General features: G+C 62.3%; 21 protein-coding genes. 11 read left to right on the top strand and 10 right to left on the bottom strand.

Annotated elements, in window-relative coordinates; translation table 11 throughout:
- Nucleotides 1–28: 28 nt before the first annotated feature.
- Entirely contained in the window at nucleotides 29–850 is an 822-nt protein-coding gene (locus PSH78_RS10140) for an aldo/keto reductase (protein ID WP_305500194.1), read from the top strand.
- A gap of 140 nt (nucleotides 851–990) precedes the next feature.
- Here PSH78_RS10140 and PSH78_RS10135 read toward each other — a convergent pair whose 3' ends face one another.
- The gene (locus PSH78_RS10135; protein WP_305500193.1) at nucleotides 991–3354 is read right to left on the bottom strand and encodes a DNA polymerase II; all 2364 of its coding nucleotides are present in this window, start codon (nucleotides 3352–3354) and stop codon (nucleotides 991–993) included.
- Nucleotides 3355–3558: 204 nt separating this feature from the next.
- On the opposite strand from PSH78_RS10135, the gene PSH78_RS10130 reads away from it, so the two are divergent.
- From PSH78_RS10130 to PSH78_RS10110, 5 genes are all read left to right on the top strand, one after another.
- On the top strand, nucleotides 3559–3999 hold the full coding sequence (locus tag PSH78_RS10130; RefSeq protein ID WP_305500192.1) for a CBS domain-containing protein: 441 nt from the start codon (nucleotides 3559–3561) through the stop codon (nucleotides 3997–3999).
- A gap of 70 nt (nucleotides 4000–4069) precedes the next feature.
- On the top strand, nucleotides 4070–4666 hold the full coding sequence (locus tag PSH78_RS10125) for a paraquat-inducible protein A (protein WP_305500191.1): 597 nt from the start codon (nucleotides 4070–4072) through the stop codon (nucleotides 4664–4666).
- Nucleotides 4663–5322: a paraquat-inducible protein A gene (locus PSH78_RS10120; protein ID WP_305500190.1), complete on the top strand. Its 660-nt coding sequence runs from the start codon at nucleotides 4663–4665 to the stop codon at nucleotides 5320–5322. Before PSH78_RS10125 ends, PSH78_RS10120 begins: the two co-directional genes overlap by 4 nt.
- Nucleotides 5303–6958, top strand: coding sequence for an intermembrane transport protein PqiB (locus tag PSH78_RS10115; RefSeq protein ID WP_305500189.1), 1656 nt, complete (start codon nucleotides 5303–5305; stop codon nucleotides 6956–6958). Before PSH78_RS10120 ends, PSH78_RS10115 begins: the two co-directional genes overlap by 20 nt.
- A 17-nt stretch (nucleotides 6959–6975) precedes the next feature.
- The gene (locus PSH78_RS10110) at nucleotides 6976–7512 is read left to right on the top strand and encodes a membrane integrity-associated transporter subunit PqiC (protein WP_305500187.1); all 537 of its coding nucleotides are present in this window, start codon (nucleotides 6976–6978) and stop codon (nucleotides 7510–7512) included.
- A gap of 1 nt (nucleotide 7513) precedes the next feature.
- Here the strand turns inward: PSH78_RS10110 and PSH78_RS10105 are convergent, their stop codons facing one another.
- The gene (locus PSH78_RS10105) at nucleotides 7514–8143 is read right to left on the bottom strand and encodes a glutathione S-transferase family protein (protein ID WP_305500185.1); all 630 of its coding nucleotides are present in this window, start codon (nucleotides 8141–8143) and stop codon (nucleotides 7514–7516) included.
- Nucleotides 8144–8339: 196 nt separating this feature from the next.
- On the opposite strand from PSH78_RS10105, the gene PSH78_RS10100 reads away from it, so the two are divergent.
- Nucleotides 8340–8774 (top strand): phage infection protein, encoded by a 435-nt coding sequence (locus tag PSH78_RS10100; RefSeq protein ID WP_305500184.1) that lies wholly within the window; start codon nucleotides 8340–8342, stop codon nucleotides 8772–8774.
- A gap of 85 nt (nucleotides 8775–8859) precedes the next feature.
- Here PSH78_RS10100 and PSH78_RS10095 read toward each other — a convergent pair whose 3' ends face one another.
- From PSH78_RS10095 to PSH78_RS10085, 3 genes are all read right to left on the bottom strand, one after another.
- The gene (locus PSH78_RS10095; RefSeq protein WP_305500182.1) at nucleotides 8860–9954 is read right to left on the bottom strand and encodes a DUF1615 domain-containing protein; all 1095 of its coding nucleotides are present in this window, start codon (nucleotides 9952–9954) and stop codon (nucleotides 8860–8862) included.
- A 188-nt stretch (nucleotides 9955–10142) separates the two neighbouring features.
- Nucleotides 10143–11117, bottom strand: a complete 975-nt coding sequence (gene hemB / locus PSH78_RS10090; protein WP_305500180.1) for a porphobilinogen synthase — start codon at nucleotides 11115–11117, stop codon at nucleotides 10143–10145.
- 157 nt (nucleotides 11118–11274) lie between these two features.
- On the bottom strand, nucleotides 11275–11973 hold the full coding sequence (locus PSH78_RS10085) for a glutathione binding-like protein (protein WP_305500178.1): 699 nt from the start codon (nucleotides 11971–11973) through the stop codon (nucleotides 11275–11277).
- 327 nt (nucleotides 11974–12300) lie between these two features.
- Between PSH78_RS10085 and PSH78_RS10080 the strand changes: the two genes are divergently transcribed.
- Entirely contained in the window at nucleotides 12301–12972 is a 672-nt protein-coding gene (locus tag PSH78_RS10080; RefSeq protein ID WP_305500176.1) for a histidine phosphatase family protein, read from the top strand.
- 180 nt (nucleotides 12973–13152) lie between these two features.
- Here PSH78_RS10080 and mnmH read toward each other — a convergent pair whose 3' ends face one another.
- On the bottom strand, nucleotides 13153–14256 hold the full coding sequence (gene mnmH / locus PSH78_RS10075; protein ID WP_305500175.1) for a tRNA 2-selenouridine(34) synthase MnmH: 1104 nt from the start codon (nucleotides 14254–14256) through the stop codon (nucleotides 13153–13155).
- Nucleotides 14256–15290: a selenide, water dikinase SelD gene (gene selD, locus PSH78_RS10070; protein WP_305500173.1), complete on the bottom strand. Its 1035-nt coding sequence runs from the start codon at nucleotides 15288–15290 to the stop codon at nucleotides 14256–14258. The genes mnmH and selD overlap by 1 nt, the downstream gene beginning before the upstream one ends.
- Before the next feature lie 154 nt (nucleotides 15291–15444).
- Between selD and PSH78_RS10065 the strand changes: the two genes are divergently transcribed.
- Nucleotides 15445–15723, top strand: coding sequence for a hypothetical protein (locus PSH78_RS10065; protein WP_305500172.1), 279 nt, complete (start codon nucleotides 15445–15447; stop codon nucleotides 15721–15723).
- 5 nt (nucleotides 15724–15728) lie between these two features.
- On the opposite strand, the gene PSH78_RS10060 is transcribed toward PSH78_RS10065, so the two are convergent.
- Both PSH78_RS10060 and PSH78_RS10055 read right to left on the bottom strand, forming a co-directional pair.
- Nucleotides 15729–16181, bottom strand: coding sequence for a DMT family transporter (locus PSH78_RS10060; protein WP_305500170.1), 453 nt, complete (start codon nucleotides 16179–16181; stop codon nucleotides 15729–15731).
- A gap of 1 nt (nucleotide 16182) precedes the next feature.
- Nucleotides 16183–16680, bottom strand: a complete 498-nt coding sequence (locus PSH78_RS10055; RefSeq protein ID WP_305500169.1) for a DMT family transporter — start codon at nucleotides 16678–16680, stop codon at nucleotides 16183–16185.
- Nucleotides 16681–16791: 111 nt separating this feature from the next.
- On the opposite strand from PSH78_RS10055, the gene PSH78_RS10050 reads away from it, so the two are divergent.
- Entirely contained in the window at nucleotides 16792–17727 is a 936-nt protein-coding gene (locus PSH78_RS10050) for a LysR family transcriptional regulator (protein WP_305500167.1), read from the top strand.
- An 11-nt stretch (nucleotides 17728–17738) separates the two neighbouring features.
- On the opposite strand, the gene PSH78_RS10045 is transcribed toward PSH78_RS10050, so the two are convergent.
- The gene (locus PSH78_RS10045; protein WP_305500165.1) at nucleotides 17739–18341 is read right to left on the bottom strand and encodes an NADPH-dependent F420 reductase; all 603 of its coding nucleotides are present in this window, start codon (nucleotides 18339–18341) and stop codon (nucleotides 17739–17741) included.
- Nucleotides 18342–18474: 133 nt separating this feature from the next.
- Between PSH78_RS10045 and PSH78_RS10040 the strand changes: the two genes are divergently transcribed.
- Nucleotides 18475–19419, top strand: a complete 945-nt coding sequence (locus tag PSH78_RS10040; RefSeq protein WP_305500163.1) for a LysR family transcriptional regulator — start codon at nucleotides 18475–18477, stop codon at nucleotides 19417–19419.
- Nucleotide 19420: the final 1 nt, after the last annotated feature.

The raw sequence follows: 19420 nt of genomic DNA, 5'->3' as shown, positions 1-19420 counted from the left end.
GTATCGACCAGCACGACAGGAGATGTGCATGAGAACTGTGGAATTGGCCGGCGTATCCGTACCGGTAATCGGCCAGGGCACCTGGCGGATGGGTGAGGAACCGTCCCATCACAAGAAAGAAGTAGCCGCCCTGCGCCTGGGCATCGAACTGGGCATGAGCCTGATCGACACCGCCGAAATGTACGCCGAGGGCGGCGCCGAGCAGGTCGTTGGCGAGGCGATCACCGGGCTCCGCGACCAAGTGTTCCTGGTGAGCAAGGTCTACCCGCACAATGCCAGCCGCAAAGGCATTCCGTTGGCCTGCGAGCGCAGCTTGCGGCGCCTCGACACCGATTATATCGACCTCTATTTGCTGCACTGGCGCGGCCAGTACCCACTGGAGGAAACCGTCGAAGCGTTTGAGCGCCTGCGCGAAGAAGGCAAAATCGGCCGCTGGGGCGTGTCGAACTTTGACGTCGACGATCTGGAGGAGCTGGCCTCGCCGGTCTGCGCGACCAATCAAGTGTTGTACAACCTGCAAGAACGCGGCATCGAATTCGACCTGCTGCCTTGGAGCCAGCAACAGCGCATGCCGATCATGGCCTATTGTCCGGTCGGCCAGGGCGGGCATTTGCTCAAGGACCACACCCTGCAACAGATCGCCGAACGCCACCGCGCGACGCCGGCACAGATCGCCCTCGCCTGGCTGCTGCGCCAGGACAACGTCATCGCCATCCCCAAGGCTGTGCAAGCTGAACACGTGCGCCTGAATGCCGAAGCGGCGAACTTGCAGCTTGAGCCTCAGGATCTGGCGGCGTTGGACCTGGTGTTCCCGCAGCCACAGGGCAAGCAGCGGTTGGCGATGGTTTAGTCCTCAGCGGCGCGCTCTTGTGGCGAGGGAGCTTGCTCCCGCTCGGTTGCGCAGCAACCGCCAGAAACTCAGGGCCGCTACGCAGCCCAGCGGGAGCAAGCTCCCTCGCCACAAGAGTATTCCTCCAGCCGACAATCCGATCAGAACAACCCCATCTGCCCGCCAATCAACGTTGAAAAATCATCATCCACAAACGGCAGGATCGCATCCGCCACCGGCTGCAGCTGCTTGGTCACGTAGTGGTCGTAGTCGATCGGCGCGCTGCGGGTTTCCAGCGGCTCGGGCCCGGCGACGGTGATGACGTAGCTGATCCAGCCGCCATTCTGGTATTGCCGTGGCCGGCCCTGGCGCTCGTTGAACTCGTCGGCCAGCCGCGCGGCGCGCACATGTGGCGGCACGTTGCGCTCGTAGTCGTCCAGCGGACGGCGCAGGCGCTTGCGGTAGACCAGGCGTTCGTCGAACGCGCCGGCCAGGGTCTGCTGGACATAATCGCGGACGTAATCCTGATAGGGCTGGCGGTGGAAGATCCGTCCATACAGTTCCTGCTGGAACTGCCGGGCCAGGGGTGACCAGTCGGTGCGCACGGTCTCCAGGCCCTTGTAGATGATTTCATCGCTGCCGTCGGCACGGGTCACCAAACCGGCGTAGCGCTTCTTGCTGCCCTCCTCCGCGCCGCGGATGGTCGGCATCAGGAAACGCTTGAAGTGGGTTTCGAATTGCAGCTCCAGCGCGCTTTCCAGCCCGAACTCTTCTCGTACGTGATCACGCCACCATTGGTTGACGTGAGCGACCAGCTCCCGGCCGATCGTCGCGGCCTCTTCCTGGCCGTGGGGGCGGCGTAACCAGACGAAGGTCGAATCGGTATCGCCATAGATCACCACATGGCCCCGCGCTTCGATCAGTTGCCGGGTACGCTGCATGATCTGGTGGCCGCGCAAGGTGATGGACGAGGCCAGGCGCGAATCGAAGAAACGACAGCCACTGGAACCCAGCACGCCGTAGAACGCGTTCATGATGATTTTCAGCGCCTGGGACAGCGGCGCGTTGTGTTCGCGCTTGGCGGTTTCCCGACCGTCGGCAACCCGCGCCACGATGGCCGGCAGGCAATGCCGGGTGCGCGAGAACCGCGCCCCGCGAAAACCTGGCACCGACTCGGTGTCGTCCGGGTGGCGCAGGCCTTCGATCAAGCCCACCGGGTCGATGAGAAAGGTGCGGATGATCGACGGATACAGGCTCTTGTAGTCCAGCACCAACACCGATTCGTAGAGCCCCGGCTGGGAATCCATGACAAACCCGCCTGGGCTGGCCTCCGGCGGGCGCTGGCCGAGGTTCGGCGCGACGAAACCCTGGCGATGCATCAGCGGCATGTACAGATGCGTGAACGCCGCCACCGAGCCGCCGCTGCGATCCGCCGGCAGGCCGGTGACGCTGGCCCGTTCCAGCAGGAACTTGAGCAGCTCGGTCTTGGCGAAGATGCGCGTGACCAACTCGCAATCCTTGAGGTTGTAGCGAGCCAGGGCCGGTTTGTCCTCGGCGAACATGCGGTTGATTTCGTCCATGCGCTGGTACGGGTTGTCGATGGACTTGCCCTCGCCCAACAGGGTCTGGGCGACGTTTTCCAGGCTGAACGAAGGAAAACTCCAGGTCGCCGAGCGCAAGGACTCGATCCCATCGATGATCAACCGGCCAGCCGCCGAGGCAAAAAAATGGTTGTTACGCGCGCCGTGCTCGCGCCATTGCATTTCTTCCCCGCCACGGCCAAGACGCAGCGGTACGGCCAGGCGGCGGGCGTGTTCATGCAGCACGCGCAGATCGAACTGCACCAGGTTCCAGCCGATGATCGCGTCGGGATCGAAGCGGGCGAACCACTCGTTGAGTTTCTTCAACAGCGCCGTCCGGGACTCGCAGTATTGCAGCTGGAAATCCACCTCACGATCATCGCCATTGGGCGGCCCGAGCATATAGACCTGGCGCTCGCCGCAGCCCTCCAGGGCAATCGAATACAAATCGCCCTGGGCGGTGGTTTCGATGTCCAGGGACACCAACCGCAGCGGTGGCCGGTACTCGGGCGCGGGTTTCAGCTGGGCATCCAGGAGCAAGCCATCGGTTGAGGGCGTGCCGCCGAACCAGACCGGTGCGGTGATGAAACGCTCCATCAGGTAACGTTCCGGCGGCCGGATGTCGGCCTCGAATACATCCACGCCAGCCCGCCGCAATGTCGTGTCCAGGCGCATCAGTTGCGCATGTTGCCGGCAATACAGGCCGAGCACCGGGCGGTGCTCGAAATCCAGCAGCTCCAGGGGCCGCAATTCGACGTCCTTCTCGCCCCGCAACAGCGCCTCGACCTGGCCACGCTGGACCTGCGGCACGAACGCCACCGACGTCTGCACCGGCAGGCGCAGGCGCCGGGGACCGGCATCCGTCGCCAGCCAGAACTCGACTTCGGTGCCCGCCGGGGTATCGCGCCAATGCCGGGTCAGGACGAAGCCCTGCTGTAGATCCACCGCTGAAACCTCGAATTTTGCGTGTTACGCATTCTACCTGACCTGGGGACTTCACCTGCCCTTGGATCTGCTGTCGCAATAAATCAGTGGATTTTCACCATCCATGACGGTTTTGGACGGCTGACTGCCGCTTTACCGCTTGCTCTGCGCCGTTGGGTCTACGATTCTTGAACCACCCGCAAAAACAACACCCGAGGCTTCCCCATGAAAACCGTCGCGCAGTTGCTCCGGATAAAAGACGAGAAAAACCAGCAAGTGCACACCATCTCCCCGGATGACATGGTCTTGCAGGCCCTGATGCGCATGGCCGAGAAAAATGTCGGTGCCCTGCTGGTGGTCAAGAACGATGAAGTGCTGGGCATCATCAGCGAGCGCGACTATGCGCGCAAAATGGTCCTGCACGGGCGCTCTTCGGTGGGCACGAAAGTCAGCGACATCATGGTTTCGCCCGTGATCACGATCGATCCGCACCAGAACGTCGAGACCTGCCTGAGCATCATGACCGAGAAACACCTGCGGCATTTACCCGTGGTGGAAAACGGCAAGCTGGTCGGCCTGTTGTCCATCGGTGACCTGGTCAAGGAAGCCATTGCCGAGCAGGCGGACCTGATCAGACAACTGGAGCAATACATTCGCGGCGAATGATTGGCTAGGGCGGGTTGCTCATTCTCGACTCACTTCTATATTGAAGGAGTTGCCCCCGCCGAGCATCCTCATGGCCGTTACCGACCGACTGATCATTTGTGAACATTGCGATGCAGTGTACGAGCCGGTTGTGCTCGCCCCGCATCAAAAAGCCTCTTGCGTGCAATGCCATGCAGTGATCCAGCGCTACAACGGCCTGACCATCGAACAGCGCCTGGCCCTGACCATCACGGCAGCGGTGCTGTGGGCCTTCGCCAATGTCTATCCGGTGATGAGCATCCGCCTCCAGGGCCTGAGCAACAGCGCGACCCTGTGGGATTCGGTCGTGGCCCTGAGCCAGGGGCCCATCACCTTCATCGCCCTGGTGGCCGCGGTCGCGATCATCATCGCTCCGGCGTTCCAGTTGGCGCTGCTGCTCTGGGTGCTGGGCTACGCCCATTCCAACCGGCGCGCCCCGGCCTTCAACCTGTGCATGCGCAGCCTGGAAACCCTGCGGCCATGGAGCATGCTGGAGGTGTGCTTGCTCGGAGCCCTGGTGGCTGTCATCAAGCTTGCCGGGTTGCTGGATGTGCTTCCCGGTATCGGTCTGTTCGCCCTGGCAGCCTTGAGCCTGTTGATGATCCGCATTGCCGGTCGCGATGTGCGCGACCTGTGGAACACCCTGTGAACGCCGCAACGCCGGGCAATCCGCCCCGCGCCAGCGATCTGAACCTGTGCCTGTGCCACAGCTGCGGCCTGGCTTGCGACATGACCGACGAACCCGACACCTGCCCACGCTGCGATGCCGCCCTGCACCGGCGCAAACCCGATACCCTGACTCGCACCTGGGCCTACATGCTGGCGGCACTGGTGTTCTACATCCCGGCCAACCTGCTCCCGGTCATGAATACCCAGATGCTCGGTGACGGCGCGGACAGCACCATCATCAGCGGCGTCCTCGAGTTCTGGCAGAGTGGTGCCTGGGACATCGCGCTGATCATCTTCATCGCCAGCATCGCGGTGCCGGGCATCAAGTTCGTCGTGCTGACGTTGCTGCTGGTGACCGTGCAACGGCGCAGTACCTGGGCCCAGGTGCAGCGTGCCAAGCTGTATCGGCTGGTCGAAGTCATCGGCTACTGGTCGATGCTTGACGTGCTGGTCGTGGCCCTGGTGGCGGCACTGGTCAAGTTCCAGGCCCTGAGCGACATCGAACCGCGACCGGGGATCCTGTTCTTCGGCCTCGTGGTGCTGTTTACCATGCTGTCGGCCATGAGTTTCGACCCGCGGCTGATCTGGGACACCCAACCATCCGAGGAGGTCATGGATGAAGTCACAAGCCACTGACGGACAACCCGCACCGGGCCGCGCTCATGTCTCCACCCGCCGCTGGACCGTGTCGCTGGTGTGGATCGTGCCGATCATCGCGGTGCTGGTGGGCGTGTCCCTGGTGGTCAACAACTGGCTGCAGGAAGGCCCGACCATCACCATCACCTTCAAGACAGGCGAAGGCCTGACCGCCAACAAGACCCCGGTCAAATACCGCAATGTGGTCATTGGCCAGGTCACCGACGTGCAACTGAGCGACGATCAGAAAAACGTCACCGCCACGGTCAAGCTCGCCAAGACCGCCGACACCTTCACTCATGAAGACTCGGTGTTCTGGGTGGTCCGGCCGCGGATTGGCGCAGGCGGGATCTCCGGGATCGACACCTTGCTGTCGGGGGACTTCATCGGCGCCGACGCCGGTCATTCGAAAGTGCGCGCCAAGTCGTTCACCGGCCTGGAGGCTCCGCCACCGATTACCTACGGCGAACCGGGCAAGCGCTTCACCCTGCATTCCCAGGACCTCGGTTCGCTGGACATCGGCTCGCCGGTGTATTTGCGCAAGATTCCGGTGGGCCAGGTGGTGTCCTACGCATTGGACGCCGATGGCAAAGGCGTCAATATCGAGGTGTTCATCAACGCGCCAAATGACGCCTACGTCACCGAGAACACCCGGTTCTGGAACGTCAGTGGCGTCGACGTGAACGTCGGCGCCAACGGTTTTGCGGTCAAGACCGAATCGCTGTCCGCCCTGCTCGTCGGCGGCATTGCATTCCGGGCCCCGGAATACAGCCCCAACGACACGCCCGCCGCCGAGGACAAGGATTTCGAGCTGTTCGCCGACCAGCAAAGCGCCCTGGCCCCGCCCAGCGGCAAGGCGCAGTACCTGGCCTTGCGCTTCGACCAGGCCTTGCGCGGATTGCGCGTCGGCGCCCCGGTGGAATTCCTCGGGATCGAGATCGGCCGCGTGGTCTCCATGAACCTGGACTTCGACGAAAAGCAGCGCACGTTCCCGGTCAACGTAGGAATCGTGATCTACCCGCAACTGCTCGGCAAGGCCCACGAGAAACTGCTCAAGTCATTGAACTACGACCCGGAAGACGAAGCCGCCGCCGCACGCCTGGTCGGCAGCTTCGTCGAACGCGGCCTGCGCGCCCAGGCCCGCAGCGGCAACCTGCTGACCGGGCAGTTGTACATTTCCCTGGATTTCTACCCCAAGGCCGAGAAAGTCGCGTTCGACCTCGCCGCGCGCCCCCTGCGGATCCCGACTATCCCGGGCAGCCTCCAGCAGTTGCAGGAACAATTGCAGACGGTGGTCGAGCGCATCAACAAGCTGCCGCTGGAAAGCATCGCCAGCAACCTGGACGGTAACCTCGTGGAGCTGCGCAAGGGCCTGTCGCAATTCAACAGCAAGACCCTCCCGGGCGTGCAAAGCACCTTGCAGGACGTGAGCAAGACCTTGCAGTCGGCGAACTCGACCCTGGCGGAAGATTCGCCGCAGCGCGAACAATTGACCCAGACCCTGGATGACCTGGGCCGCATGTCGCGTTCGCTGCGCGAGCTGTCCGATTACCTGAGCCGACACCCTGAGTCGCTGCTTCGTGGCCGTCCGAAAGATGCTCCGGCGCAGAACCTTACCTTTCCGGTGAAAGAATGATCACAGGAGCACGCCCGATGCCGCTGATGCTGAAATGTTCGTTGATCGCCCTGGCGCTGCTGCTCGGTGCCTGCCGCAGCGATCCCATTCACTACCACACGCTGAGCCCGGTCCAGCCGGCTGGTCAGGCGCGTGCAGGGGTGGATATCCAGATCGAACAGCTCAGCGTCCCGCCGCAAGTGGATCGCACCCAGATGGTGATTCGTCAGGGCGACAGCGGTCTGGCGATCCTGGAAACCGAATGGTGGGGCTCAAGCCTGGCGGATGAACTACGCAGCAGCCTGGATGAGCAATTGAGCAACCCCGGGGCTCCCAGGCGGCTGTTGCGGGTGGAGGTGCAACGCTTCGACTCGATCCCCGGCCGCTATGCGCGCATGGACGTGCAATGGCGCTTGCGCAGCCATGGCAACGAAGCTCAGGCCCTTACCTGCCGCAGCAGCCTGCAAACGCCGGCCGGCGGTAGTATCGGCGACCTGGTCGAAGGCCATCAGCAGAACGTTCGACAGCTTGCAGAACTCGTCCGCCAGGCCGCCTCGCGCAATGCGTGTCCCTGACTCATTCGGGCCAGTGCAATGAAAGCACTGGCGCGACTCGCGGATGGCGGTCGATGCGCTCCAGCAGGGCGTAGAACTCGGGACGGGCACTGAGCATCGCCTCCCGGGTTTCGACCCACTTGGTAATCACCGCCGCCAGGATATCCAACGCACCGGGCTCGGCACCGCCGAGGAAAGGGCTCGCAGGAAACTGGTCGGCAAACAACGCCCAGTTGCGATACAGACGTTGCTTGGTGCCCGCCACCAATCGCTCCCGGGCAGCGTCGTCGGCGTCGGGCAGCCAGCGCTGCGGAAAATCGATGATGCCGATCGGTGTGTAGCAATTGGCGGCGATATACACCAGGCCGCGTATGACTTGCGCACGTTGGGCCGGATCATCCGGCAGCAGTTTCGATTCCGGAAAAGACAGCCCCAGGTGAATCAGGATCGCCGCCGCCTCGGTGAGCACCGAGCCGTCCGGCAATTGCAGGGTCGGGACCTGCTTCTGCGGATTCAGGGCTTCGAGCTCCTTCGCCGCCTCGCTGTCCTCGGTCGAATAGGTATCTACCCGGCGATAAGGCACGCCGCAAAGATCCAAGGCGACCTCCACGGCAGAGGAACCGGATTGGCTGTGGCCGAATAACTGATACATGGACTGGCCTCCTTCAAAAAGGGATTCAGGTCGGTAGAGCGCACCAGTGCCCCAGTGTTCCATCAACCTGGCTGACACCAACCCGACCAGCTATCACCGCCGTCGATGGTCACCATCAACTCAATGAAGTTCTCATGACCAGGCTCCGGGGCAACAATGGCCCCACACAAACCAACGCACCCCGGAGCACACCATCATGAAACGCCAAATCATCCTCAGCCTCGCTTTCTCCGTTCTGGCAGCCAACATATTCGCCGCCACTTCCCAACCCGTCGTTGCCGAAGGCGGCTCTGACCGACTGATCGAAAACCGTGTTGCCGAAGGCGGTGCCGACCGTCTGCTGGAACGTCGCGTCGCTGAAGGTGGCTCCGACAAGCTGATCGAAAACCGTGTTGCCGAAGGCGGTGCCGACCGTCTGCTGGAACGCCGCGTCGCTGAAGGTGGCTCCGACAAGCTGATCGAAAACCGTGTTGCCGAAGGCGGTGCCGACCGTCTGCTGGAACGCCGCGTTGCTGAAGGTGGCTCCGACAAGCTGATCGAAAACCGCGTTGCCGAAGGTGGCTCCGACAAGCTGATCGAAAACCGTGTTGCCGAAGGTGGCTCCGATAACCTGGCCAAGAACCGCGCATGAATTGTTACCACCGTGCTGCAAGATCCTTCAAGCCATCACAGTAGAAGCCCGGCCTCATCCGCCGGGCTTTTTCATGGCCGAAGATTCAGCGCCCCGAAGCCCGCGTCATGCACCGCTGATACCGCTCGTCCACGCGCTTGGCAAACCATGCAGTGGTCAGCTTGCGAGTGATTTTCGGGCTCTTGAGCACGATGCCCGGCAACACCGCCCGAGGCAGCGGCTTGCCCTCGGCCTTCTCGGCCAATTCGAACACCCGCTTGTAGAGCTTGCTGTCCTCGAACGCCAGGCTGTCGCCCAGTTCCAGCTGATCGCGGATGGTCGGGTTGCGCAGGCCCAATGACTTGCCCAACGTGCGCACCGCCAGTTCCGTGCTGCCGGGCATGATCGAATCAGGCAGGATCAAATCACCGTCCAGGGCCAGCGTAATGCCCGAAGCGCGACTCACCGCATGCTGGAAGGCCGCGTTGCGACTGGCATACCAGCCAGCATTAAAATCGGCGAAGCGGTACAGCGGCTCGGTATAACTGACGGGATACCCCAACAAATGCGCGATGCCGAAATACATCCCTCCGCGACGACTGAACACTTCCCGACGAATCGAGCCATCCACCGTGTAGGGATAATCGCGCGCATTGGCCTGGGCAAAGGCGATGCTGACCTGCATCGGCCCGCCCGTGTGCACCGGGTTGAAGCCATCGAACAGGGTCTTGCCGAGCGGCACCATGCCGATGAAATCATCAAAAATTGCGCTGAGTTCCTTCTCGCTGCGCGCCGCGTTGAGGCGGTCGCTGTAGCTTTTGCCATTGGAGGAGCGCATCTGGAGCGCGCCGCTCACCAGAAACCCGGGGATGCGTAGCTTCGCCGCCCGGCGATCGATTTCCTGGCGGGCGATCTTGCCCAGCCCCGGCACGGCGGGATCGGCCTGGAAGGTCGACTCCTGCTCGGTCACCGCCAGCACTGAACAGATGTTCTGGGTCGTTGACGGGATCTGTTGCGCCGCAAAGGCCACGTAGATGTCCGTGGCCCAGCCCTCCCGATCGGCGGTCTTGGCCGGCAATAAGCGCACGATCTGCGCCTTGACCTCGGCAGGCTGACGCTCAGGCTCCTGGGCCTGACGGCTGCCGCAGCCGGCCAGGGCCAGCAACGCGACAAGAGTGGTCATCAGTCGAGTGAAATGCATGGTGTTCCATCAGTTCCCTTGTTCGGGAGCAACCATACGATCAAAAGCCTGTGGAGGCTACTGATGCAAAGCGAGCACAAACCTTGTGGGAGCGAGCTTGCTCGCGATGGCGGTGTGTCAATCACCCCAAATGCTTGATGATGGACCGCTATCGCGAGCAGGCTCGCTCCCACAGAAGTAGTGCTGGCTCAGATCCCGCCCAGCGCCAGATCCATCGCGAAGTAAGTGAAGATCAGGTCCGCCCCTGCCCGCTTGATCGCGCCCAGGCTTTCTCGCACGACTCGGGCTTCGTCGATGGCGCCGGCCTGTGCGGCGAACTTGATCATCGCGTACTCGCCGCTGACCTGGTAGGCCGACAATGGCAGGTTCGAGGCCTCGCGGATGTCGCGGATGATGTCGAGATAGGCCCCGGCCGGCTTGACCATCAGTGCATCGGCGCCCTCCTGCTCGTCGAGCAGCGACTCGCGCAGGGCTTCGCGGCGATTCATCGGGTTCATCTGGTAGCTCTTGCGGTCGCCTTTCAACGCGCTGCCGCCGGCCTCGCGGAACGGCCCGTACAGCGCGGAGGCGAACTTGGTGGAATAGGCCATGATGGCCGTCTGGCTGAAGCCCGCGTCATCGAGTGCCTTGCGAATGGCCTGGACTTGCCCGTCCATGGCCGCCGACGGCGCGATGACATCGGCCCCGGCGCGTGCCGCCGCCACCGCTTGTTTGCCCAGGTTGATCAGGGTTCGGTCGTTATCGACTTCGTGACCGTGCAGCACGCCGCAGTGGCCATGATCGGTGTACTCACAAAAACAGGTATCGGACATCACGATCATTTCCGGCACGGCGTCCTTGCAGATTCCGGCCATGCGCGAAACCAGCCCACGCTCGCTCCACGTGTCGCTGCCATCGCTGTCCAGATGATGGGACACACCAAAGGTCATCACCGCCTTGATACCGGCACGAGCATACCGCTCGATCTCCCCGGCCAGCTTCGATTCCGGGATACGCACCACGCCGGGCATGCTCTTGATCGGCACGAAATCGTCGATTTCCTCTTCGACGAAAATCGGCAGCACCAGATCATTCAAGGTCAACTCGGTTTCCTGGAACAGGTTGCGCAGGCTTGCATTGCGACGCAGACGGCGTGGACGGGCTGCGGGGAACTGACTGGACATGGGACTCCGGGGGCGAAATGGAACACGAGACAAAGCTTATGCCCTGGCCAGGCAGGGCACAAACGCCGACACAGGAACAGAGTGTTACCGGCCAGGCAATAATCCACTCACGACGTCAGCGAGCCGCCGATGCAAGTCATCCAATCGAATCGTCCCGTCATTCCGGAATCTTCAAGCCACGAACCACCGCCGGCCGCGCCAGGAAACGTTCCAGCACCCGCGTCACGTTCGGGAAGTTCTGGATACCCACCAGATCGCCAGCCTCATAAAAGCCAAGCAGGTTGCGTACCCATGGGAACGTGGCGATATCGGCGATGGTGTAGCGCTCGCCCATGATCCAGTCGCGTCCTTCCAGGCGTCCGTCGAGCACCTTGAGCAGGCGCTTGCTTTCTTCGACGTATCGGTCGCGCGGCCGCTTGTCCTCGTAATCCTTGCCCGCGAATTTGTTGAAGAACCCCAGCTGACCGAACATCGGCCCGATGCCGCCCATCTGGAACATCAGCCACTGGATCGTCTCGTAGCGCGCCGCCGACTCCTGGGCGAGCAGCTGGCCGCTCTTGTCGGCCAGATAAATCAGGATTGCTCCCGATTCGAACAACGCCAACGGCCGATCTCCCGGCCCGTGGGGGTCAAGGATCGCCGGGATCTTGTTGTTGGGATTGAGCGAGAGGAACTCGGGGGACAGTTGGTCATTGTTGCCAAAATCCACCTTGTGCGGCTCGTAGGGCAGACCGATCTCCTCCAGCATGATCGACACCTTCACACCGTTGGGAGTCGGCAGGGAATAGAGCTGGAGCCATTCAGGGAACTGGGCGGGCCATTTCTGGATGATGGGAAAAGGGGTCAGGTCGGGCATGGCATGGGCTCCATGGATCAGTCAGAAAGCCCAAGCATAAATCAGCTGAGCAGGCTTTGGGGCCTTTGAACAAGAGCCTCGGCTCTTGTGGACAGCGCCGCTTTCTTAATTCCGCAACATCCTGTCGCTAACATTCGCTGCGTCCCTTGGCGGGACGCCGCTACAGTGCCCGGATTGGTCAGGATCGAACCAAAGAAGCGGCGGGGACTCTGAAAGAGGCCCCGAGCAATCGAAGCGGCCATAACGACAGGGAAAACACCCTAAGCCCATGGACTTTGCGGTGCCGGGGTTTGTCAGCCTGAATCGAGAAGACAAAGACGTATATCGATGATCAACCCACTGAAGTTCGCCCAGTTGAAACGCCGTTCGTGGCTGCTGCTACCGACGCTGCTCGTGACCTGTGGGCTGGTGCTGTCGCTGGAATCCAGCGTCAGCAGTGCCCAGCCCGTCGACGGCGTGCAGACGCTGGTGTTCCTGCGCCACGCGGAAAAACCGGCCGGCGGCCTCGGCCAACTCAATTGCCAGGGGCTGAACCGCGCCATCGACCTGGCCACCCTGCTGCCGGAAAGATTCGGCGAAGCCGACTACGTGTTCGCGGCCAATCCGACCCGTAACGTCGAAGAGGGTGAACTGGACAACTCCTACAGCTACATTCGTCCATTGATGACGATCAGCCCCAGCGCCATCAAGCTCGGCCTGCCGGTAAACATCGAGTATTCAGCCAACGACACCAGTGACCTGGCTGATGAATTGATGCAGGACAAATACCACAACTCCACGATCTACACGGCCTGGTCCCACGGCTACCTGCCGGAACTGATCAACAAGGTCGCGGGTGAAGCGGTGGGCAAGCGGCAGACCATCACCGACGACTGGGCATCGAGCGATTTCGACTCCCTGTACGTACTGACCCTGACCTGGCACAACGGCAAGGCCAGCCTAACCAGCCAAAGCTACAAGCAAGGCCTGGATAACGGGCAGAAGACTTGCCCGACGTAACCTGCCAAGGATTACTGTGGGAGCGAGCCTGCTCGCGAAGCGGTGTCACTGCTGAAGAAGATGTTGGATGTGCTGGCCTCTTCGCGAGCAAGCTCGCTCCCACAGGAAATCGGTGGTGCGCGCAGGATCTGTGGGCAGCCAAGGACTCGCTCCCACAGGTTGCGTGCCAAGACTTGAGTTTTATCCTTCCCTGGCGGCGCGTTCACGCAAATAGTCCAATACCGCCGCCTGCTCCCCGACAAACTCGATGCGCCCGCCCTTCTTTTCCCGCTGGAACACATACATCGGGTCGTAGTACTCGCGCAGCAAGCCTTCGATCCAAGCGCGATGCAGATCGACGGCGCCGCTGGCGGCCTGTTCGGCCAGGGCGGCTTCCATGATGCCCAGCAATCGCCGATGGCGATCGCCACCCAGGCGTTTGTGGATATTGTCCAGGCTTGCCAGCAACCGTTCGCCAAACAGCGAAAACCCTTCGTCGCCATGGACCTCGACAAACTCGGCGCAGAGGTTGATCACGTAGTCGCGCAGGATCCGCTCGACCCGTTGCTCCAGGCGGTCTTCCAGCCAGACCATCGGCACCTGTTGCATGCGCTGGTACAACGGCAACGGCAAGGCGCAACTGCCGACCATGCGGCTTTCATCCTCCAGCACGAATTGCTCGATGCCGGCGGCACGCTTTTTCAGCACATCCACCGCCAGCAGGTTTTCGAAATCGATATTGGAAGGCTGCCCGGTCGCACGCTTGCCGAAGCTCGAACCGCGATGATTGGCATAGCCTTCCAGGTCCAGGCCGTTATCGAGTTGCGTCAACACCTCGGTCTTGCCGGTGCCGGTCATGCCGCCCAGCAGGACCAGGTCGCACTGAGCGACCGCCTGGTCGATAGTGCCCAAGAGGAACGTACGCATCGCCTTGTAGCCCCCGCCGACTCGGGGATACTCGATGCCCGCCTCGTCCTTGAGCCATTGCTGGACGATCTGTGAGCGCAAGCCACCGCGAAAGCAGTACAGCAGGCCATCAGGATGGGCCTGGGCAAATTCGCTCCAGGCCTGGATGCGTTGGGCCTTGGTCTCGCCGCTGACCAGTTGATGCCCCAGGACAATGGCGGCCTGTTGCCCCTGCTGCTTGTAGCAGGTCCCGACGCGTTGCCGCTCGATGTCGGTCATCAACGGCAGGTTGACCACGCCAGGAAACGCGCCCTTGAGAAATTCCACCGGCGCGCGAGTGTCCATCATCGGGCGATCATTGAGGAAAATATCGCGGTAATCGGTGATGTCGTTGGGCATCAAGACACCTCGACCGCGTGGCTCTGTCGCTCGACCAATTCACCAATCGGTTCCAGCGCCAGACCCAGTTCAACGGCGACCCGCAGGAACTCGCTCTCCCCTTCGGGTGTGACGGCAATCAGCAGGCCGCCACTGGTCTGCGGGTCGCACAGCACTCGCTTGTGCAGTTCCTGGACGCGACCGACCTTGCTGGCGTAGCTGTCATAGTTGCGTAATGTGCCGCCCGGTACGCAGCCTTGATCGAGGTAGTACTCGACGCCTGGCAGGCGTGGCACCGCGTCGTAGCGGATACGCGCGGTCAGTTGGCTGCCATCGGCCATCTCCACCAGGTGCCCGAGCAAGCCGAAACCGGTGACATCGGTCATCGCCGTCACGCCATCGAGCTTGCCGAAACGGCTGCCGGGCTTGTTCAGCGTGCACATCCAGTCTCGGGCCAGGCCCACGTCGGCGGCGCGCAGCTTGCCTTTCTTTTCCGCCGTCGTGAGGATGCCGATTCCCAGGGGTTTGGTCAGGTACAGCCGGCAGCCCGCGGTGGCGGTGTCGTTGCGTTTCATGTGGCGCTTTTGCACAAGGCCCGTCACCGCCAGACCGAAGATCGGCTCGGGCGCATCGATCGAGTGCCCGCCCGCCAAGGGAATGCCTGCCTCGTCGCACACCGAGCGGCCACCGCGAATCACCTCGCGCGCGATTTCCGGGGCCAGCACGTTGACTGGCCAGCCGAGGATCGCAATCGCCATCAGCGGATCACCGCCCATGGCATAGATATCACTGATGGCATTGGTCGCGGCGATGCGACCGAAGTCGAACGGATCGTCGACGATCGGCATGAAGAAATCGGTGGTCGAGACCACGCCGCGCTCCTCGTCGATGGCGTAGACCGCCGCATCGTCCCGGGAAGCGTTCCCGACCCACAGGTTGGGATCAAGGTTTTGCGCACCGCTGCCGGCCAGGATCACTTCCAGCACCTGGGGCGAAATCTTGCAGCCGCAACCGGCACCGTGGCTGTACTGGGTCAGGCGAATCGGCTCGCTCATGGGCATACCTCTCGTAAGTCAAGGTGGCCGATTCTAGCAGCAACGCCAGCCGTTCACTGCCGGTCACGACCAGTCGGCACTCATCCGACGGAATTTTTCCGTTGCCAACAGACTCACTTGAACATTAGCCGAGCCTTCATCCGGGAGATTGCCGATGGACTTGAACCCACGCGTGGACACCCACCTCGATTACGGCCTCGACACGCTGTTCGGACGCGAAACCAAAAGCGTCGACTGCCAGTTCGATGTAAAGCGCCTCGACGACGGCGAGCCGCCATGGTTTGCCCTGCATGTACGCCCACCGCTGCCCGAAGACCTGGCAAAAGCCCAGATAGTGGTGTTCAGTGTCGAAGGCCGGCGCATCAGCGGCATAGTCCGACGTACCGAGCGCCTGGCCGATGACAGCCTGCAACTGGACGTCGAACCGGACTGAGCCGTTCAGGTCTGCCGCGTACTGCTGCGATACATGAACACCAGCGCCAGCGCCAGGCAGGCCATGGCCAACAGGCGGCTGGCGGATAGTTCGACAGGTGGATTGCCCAGCCAGCCGAAGTTGTCGATCAGCATGCCCATGGCAAGTTGCCCGACGATGACCGCGACGGTTGCCACGGCCGTGCCGACTCTCGGCACCGCGCCGACCATCACGATCATGTACACCACGCCAAACAATGCGCCGCTGAGCTGCCATTTCGGCACGTCCAACAGGCTTACCGCATGGGCCGGCTCGAAAAACACGATCAACAGCCCGGTCACCACCGTGCCTACCGCGAAGGTCAGCAGACTGCTGCGCAGTACGCCCACCGTCTCGCCCAGACGCCCGTTGATGGCCGCCTGCACGCTTAATACCGCGCCGGCGGCGACAACCACCAGCAATAACAGGATCACGCTCATATCAACCTCGGGCAATCAGGACAAGGGCCACGACAATCAACGCCAACGCCAGCCAGCGTTCGCGGTTGACAGGCTTGCGGCTCGCGCCGAACCAGCCGAAATGGTCGATCAGAACGCTTTTGCCGACCTGTCCGGAGAGAATCGCGATCATGGTCATGGCAATGCCGATGTGCGGCGTGGCGAGGGTCAGTACCACCAAGTAGATCGGCCCCAGGAAGCCACCGATCAACTGCCAGCGCGGCAACTCATTCAGGGCCGGGCCTTGTTGCGGACCGCTGAGCAACAACAGCAGGAACAACAGCGCCGAGCCGACGCCAAAGATGCTCAACGTTGCCCACAGATGACCGACCTGGACACCGAGCGGCCCGAGCAGGCCGGCCTCCACCGATAGCCCCATGCCCGCCAGGATCACCAGGGGTAGCAGGAGCCAGCGCAGGAAAGTCCGGGGTGGCGCGGCATCCGCGTCCGCAGCGGCCGTATTGGTTGATATCGATTGCATGGGATAGACCTGCCTGAAAAGAAACGACGGGCATTATCGACTGGTGCTGCCGTGCGATAAATGCGAGCATTCCGACAACACTTTTGCGCAATACGCACAGCGGATGTTCCCATGCACGGTCTTGATGAACTGGGTTTCAAGGCACTCCGATTGTTCGTCGCGGTGCTCGACCTCGGCAGCTTTTCGGAAGTCGCGCGGCGCGAGGGGCTGGCGCCCTCATCGATTTCCCGCCAGATCCAACTGATGGAGCAAGCGCTGAACCAGCAGTTGCTGTATCGCCATACCCGCGCCGTTTCGCCCACCGAAGCCGGCCGCCTGCTCGGGCACCATGCACGCTTGCTGCTGGTGCAACTGGAGGAAGCCGAACAAGCCCTGCAGGAACAGCGTAGCGAACCGGCCGGACTCGTGCGGATCAACGCCCCGGTCGTCTTCGGACAGCGCCACCTGACGCCCTGGCTGGGACAACTGTGCGAGCGCTACCCAAAGCTGCAGCTGGATCTCCAGCAGACCGACAGTTACGTCGACCCTTTGCAGGAAGGTGCCGATCTGCTCTTTCGCATCGGCCCGTTGCACGATTCCAGCATGCAGGCGCGGATCATCGCGCCGCACCGTTTCCAGATCGCGGCCAGCCCCGCCTACCTGGCCCGCCACGGCGCTCCACAAAAACCCGAAGAGCTGGCGGCCCACCAGTGCCTGGCCTACAAAGGCGTAGCCGGGCAACAGCGTTGGTTTTTCCGCAAGCCGGGTCAAGCCTGGAAACCCTATAGCGTCAGAGGGCCGATCACCGGCAACCACGCCGACACCCTGACCCAGGCCGCCGAACAAGGCCTGGGCCTGGTGATGTTTCCGTCATGGCTGATCGGCGAAGCCGTGCGCAACGGCACGCTGGTACCGGTCCTGGCCGATTACGAAGCGTCCAACAGCCTCGAACCCCAGCAAATCGCCATCCTCTGGCCCGGCAGCCGACGCCTGTCGGTGAAGGTGCGCACGGTGATCGATTTTTTCCTCGAGTGTTTCGGCGAAGTGCCCTATTGGGATCGTCCTTGATCCGTAGGGGCTCAGTCGAACTTGACCAGATTCAGCGCGGGCAGCGGACCGCCGGGGAACTGCGTCAGGTGCGCCCCGGCGCTCAGCGGGCCCAGGTCCACGGCGAAGAATCCGAGCCGACCGATCAACCCGGCCACTTCCCCGCGCGCCTGTTGATCATCGCCGGTCAGGAACAGTACACGCTTGCCGCCTTCGGCCGCCGGATCGGCTTCAAGCAATTTCGCCAGCATGTGGTTGAACGCCTTGACCACCCGCGCACCGGGCACCCACTCGCTGAACACCTCGGTGGAGGCCCGTCCTTGCAGATCGATCGCCTGGAATTCCGGCACCTTGATAGCGTTGTTGGCGTCGATCACGATCCGCCCGGCGAAGTCCGGCAAACCCGCCAGGGCCTGCGGCAATTTCTGCCAGTTGACGGCCACCAGTACCATCGGTTGCGCGGCCGCTTCCTGCACAGTGCCGGCACGTACGGTCGGGCCCAGTTCGGCGACCAGTTCGGTCAGGCTTTGCGGCCCACGGCTGTTGGAAATGACCACGTTGATGTCGTGGCGGGCCAGGGCCCGGGCGAATGCACTGCCGATGGCGCCAGCGCCGATAATGCCGATGGTGTTCATGTGATGTCCTCAATGGTTGGAAAAACCGTGCGGTGATGTCCGCCGTTGAGGTGCATATTGCGCTTGCCATTGCGCCCTGATTAGTCGGTAATGGCTTGAATTATCTTCAAGCATCAGTATCAGGTCCGATCAAATGGAAACCCTCGCCAACCTCGAATGTTTCGTGCGCAGTGCCGAGACCGGCAGTTTTTCCGCTGCCGCCAGACTGCTGGCGCTGACGCCCGCCGCCGTCAGCCGCAATGTGGCAATGCTGGAGCGAAACCTGGGTGTACGCCTGTTCCAGCGTTCGACCCGCAAGCTATCCCTGACCGAAACCGGCGAACATTTCCTCGCCAGCATCGGCGGCAACCTTCAAGCCCTGCAAGTTGCGATTGGCGCGGTGAGCGCCGAACGTGGCGATCCGGCCGGCGTGTTGCGGGTCAGCCTCTCGCCCAGCTTCGGCATGGCTCACGTCTTGCCGTTAATGCCTGCTTTCCTCGATCGATATCCCCTGATCCGGCCGGAATGGCATTTCGAAAATCGTCGGGTCGACTTGATTGCCGAGGGTTTCGACGCGGCGATTGGAGGCGGTTTCGAATTGACACCCGGCGTGGTGTCCCGGACCTTGGCGCCAGCCCACCTGATTGCCGTCGCCAGCTCGCGGTACCTGGCCGGTCGTGCCCAGCCCCAGCATCCGGAGCAATTGGCCGATCACGCTAACATCGTCCTGCGCTCCAGCCTGACCGGCCGTGTGCGCCAGCCGATGATGCGCAACAGCGCCGGACTCGAGTGCGCGGTGTCGTTGCCGGAGTCGATCACCCTCAACGACCCGGTCGCCATGCGTGAATCTGCCTTGCTGGGGCTGGGCGTTACGCTGTTGACGGTGCCGGATGTCCTGCCCTGGCTGGAGCGCGGCGAGCTGGTGCGGCTGTTGCCGCAATGGTATGTCGACCTTGGCGCGATTTCGCTCTATTACCCGAGTCGTACGCTGATGCCCGCCAAGACCCGGGTCTTTGTCGACTTCATCACCGAACACTTCGAACATCAGGCGTTGGCGCGGCGCTTCAGTGCCGTCGGTGTTAACGTATCGAACCCATGAC

This window comes from Pseudomonas sp. FP198 (assembly GCF_030687895.1).
Classification (GTDB): domain Bacteria; phylum Pseudomonadota; class Gammaproteobacteria; order Pseudomonadales; family Pseudomonadaceae; genus Aquipseudomonas.
Note: the sequence above shows the minus strand (reverse complement) of the source record. Positions and strands in the feature narration are given on the sequence as shown.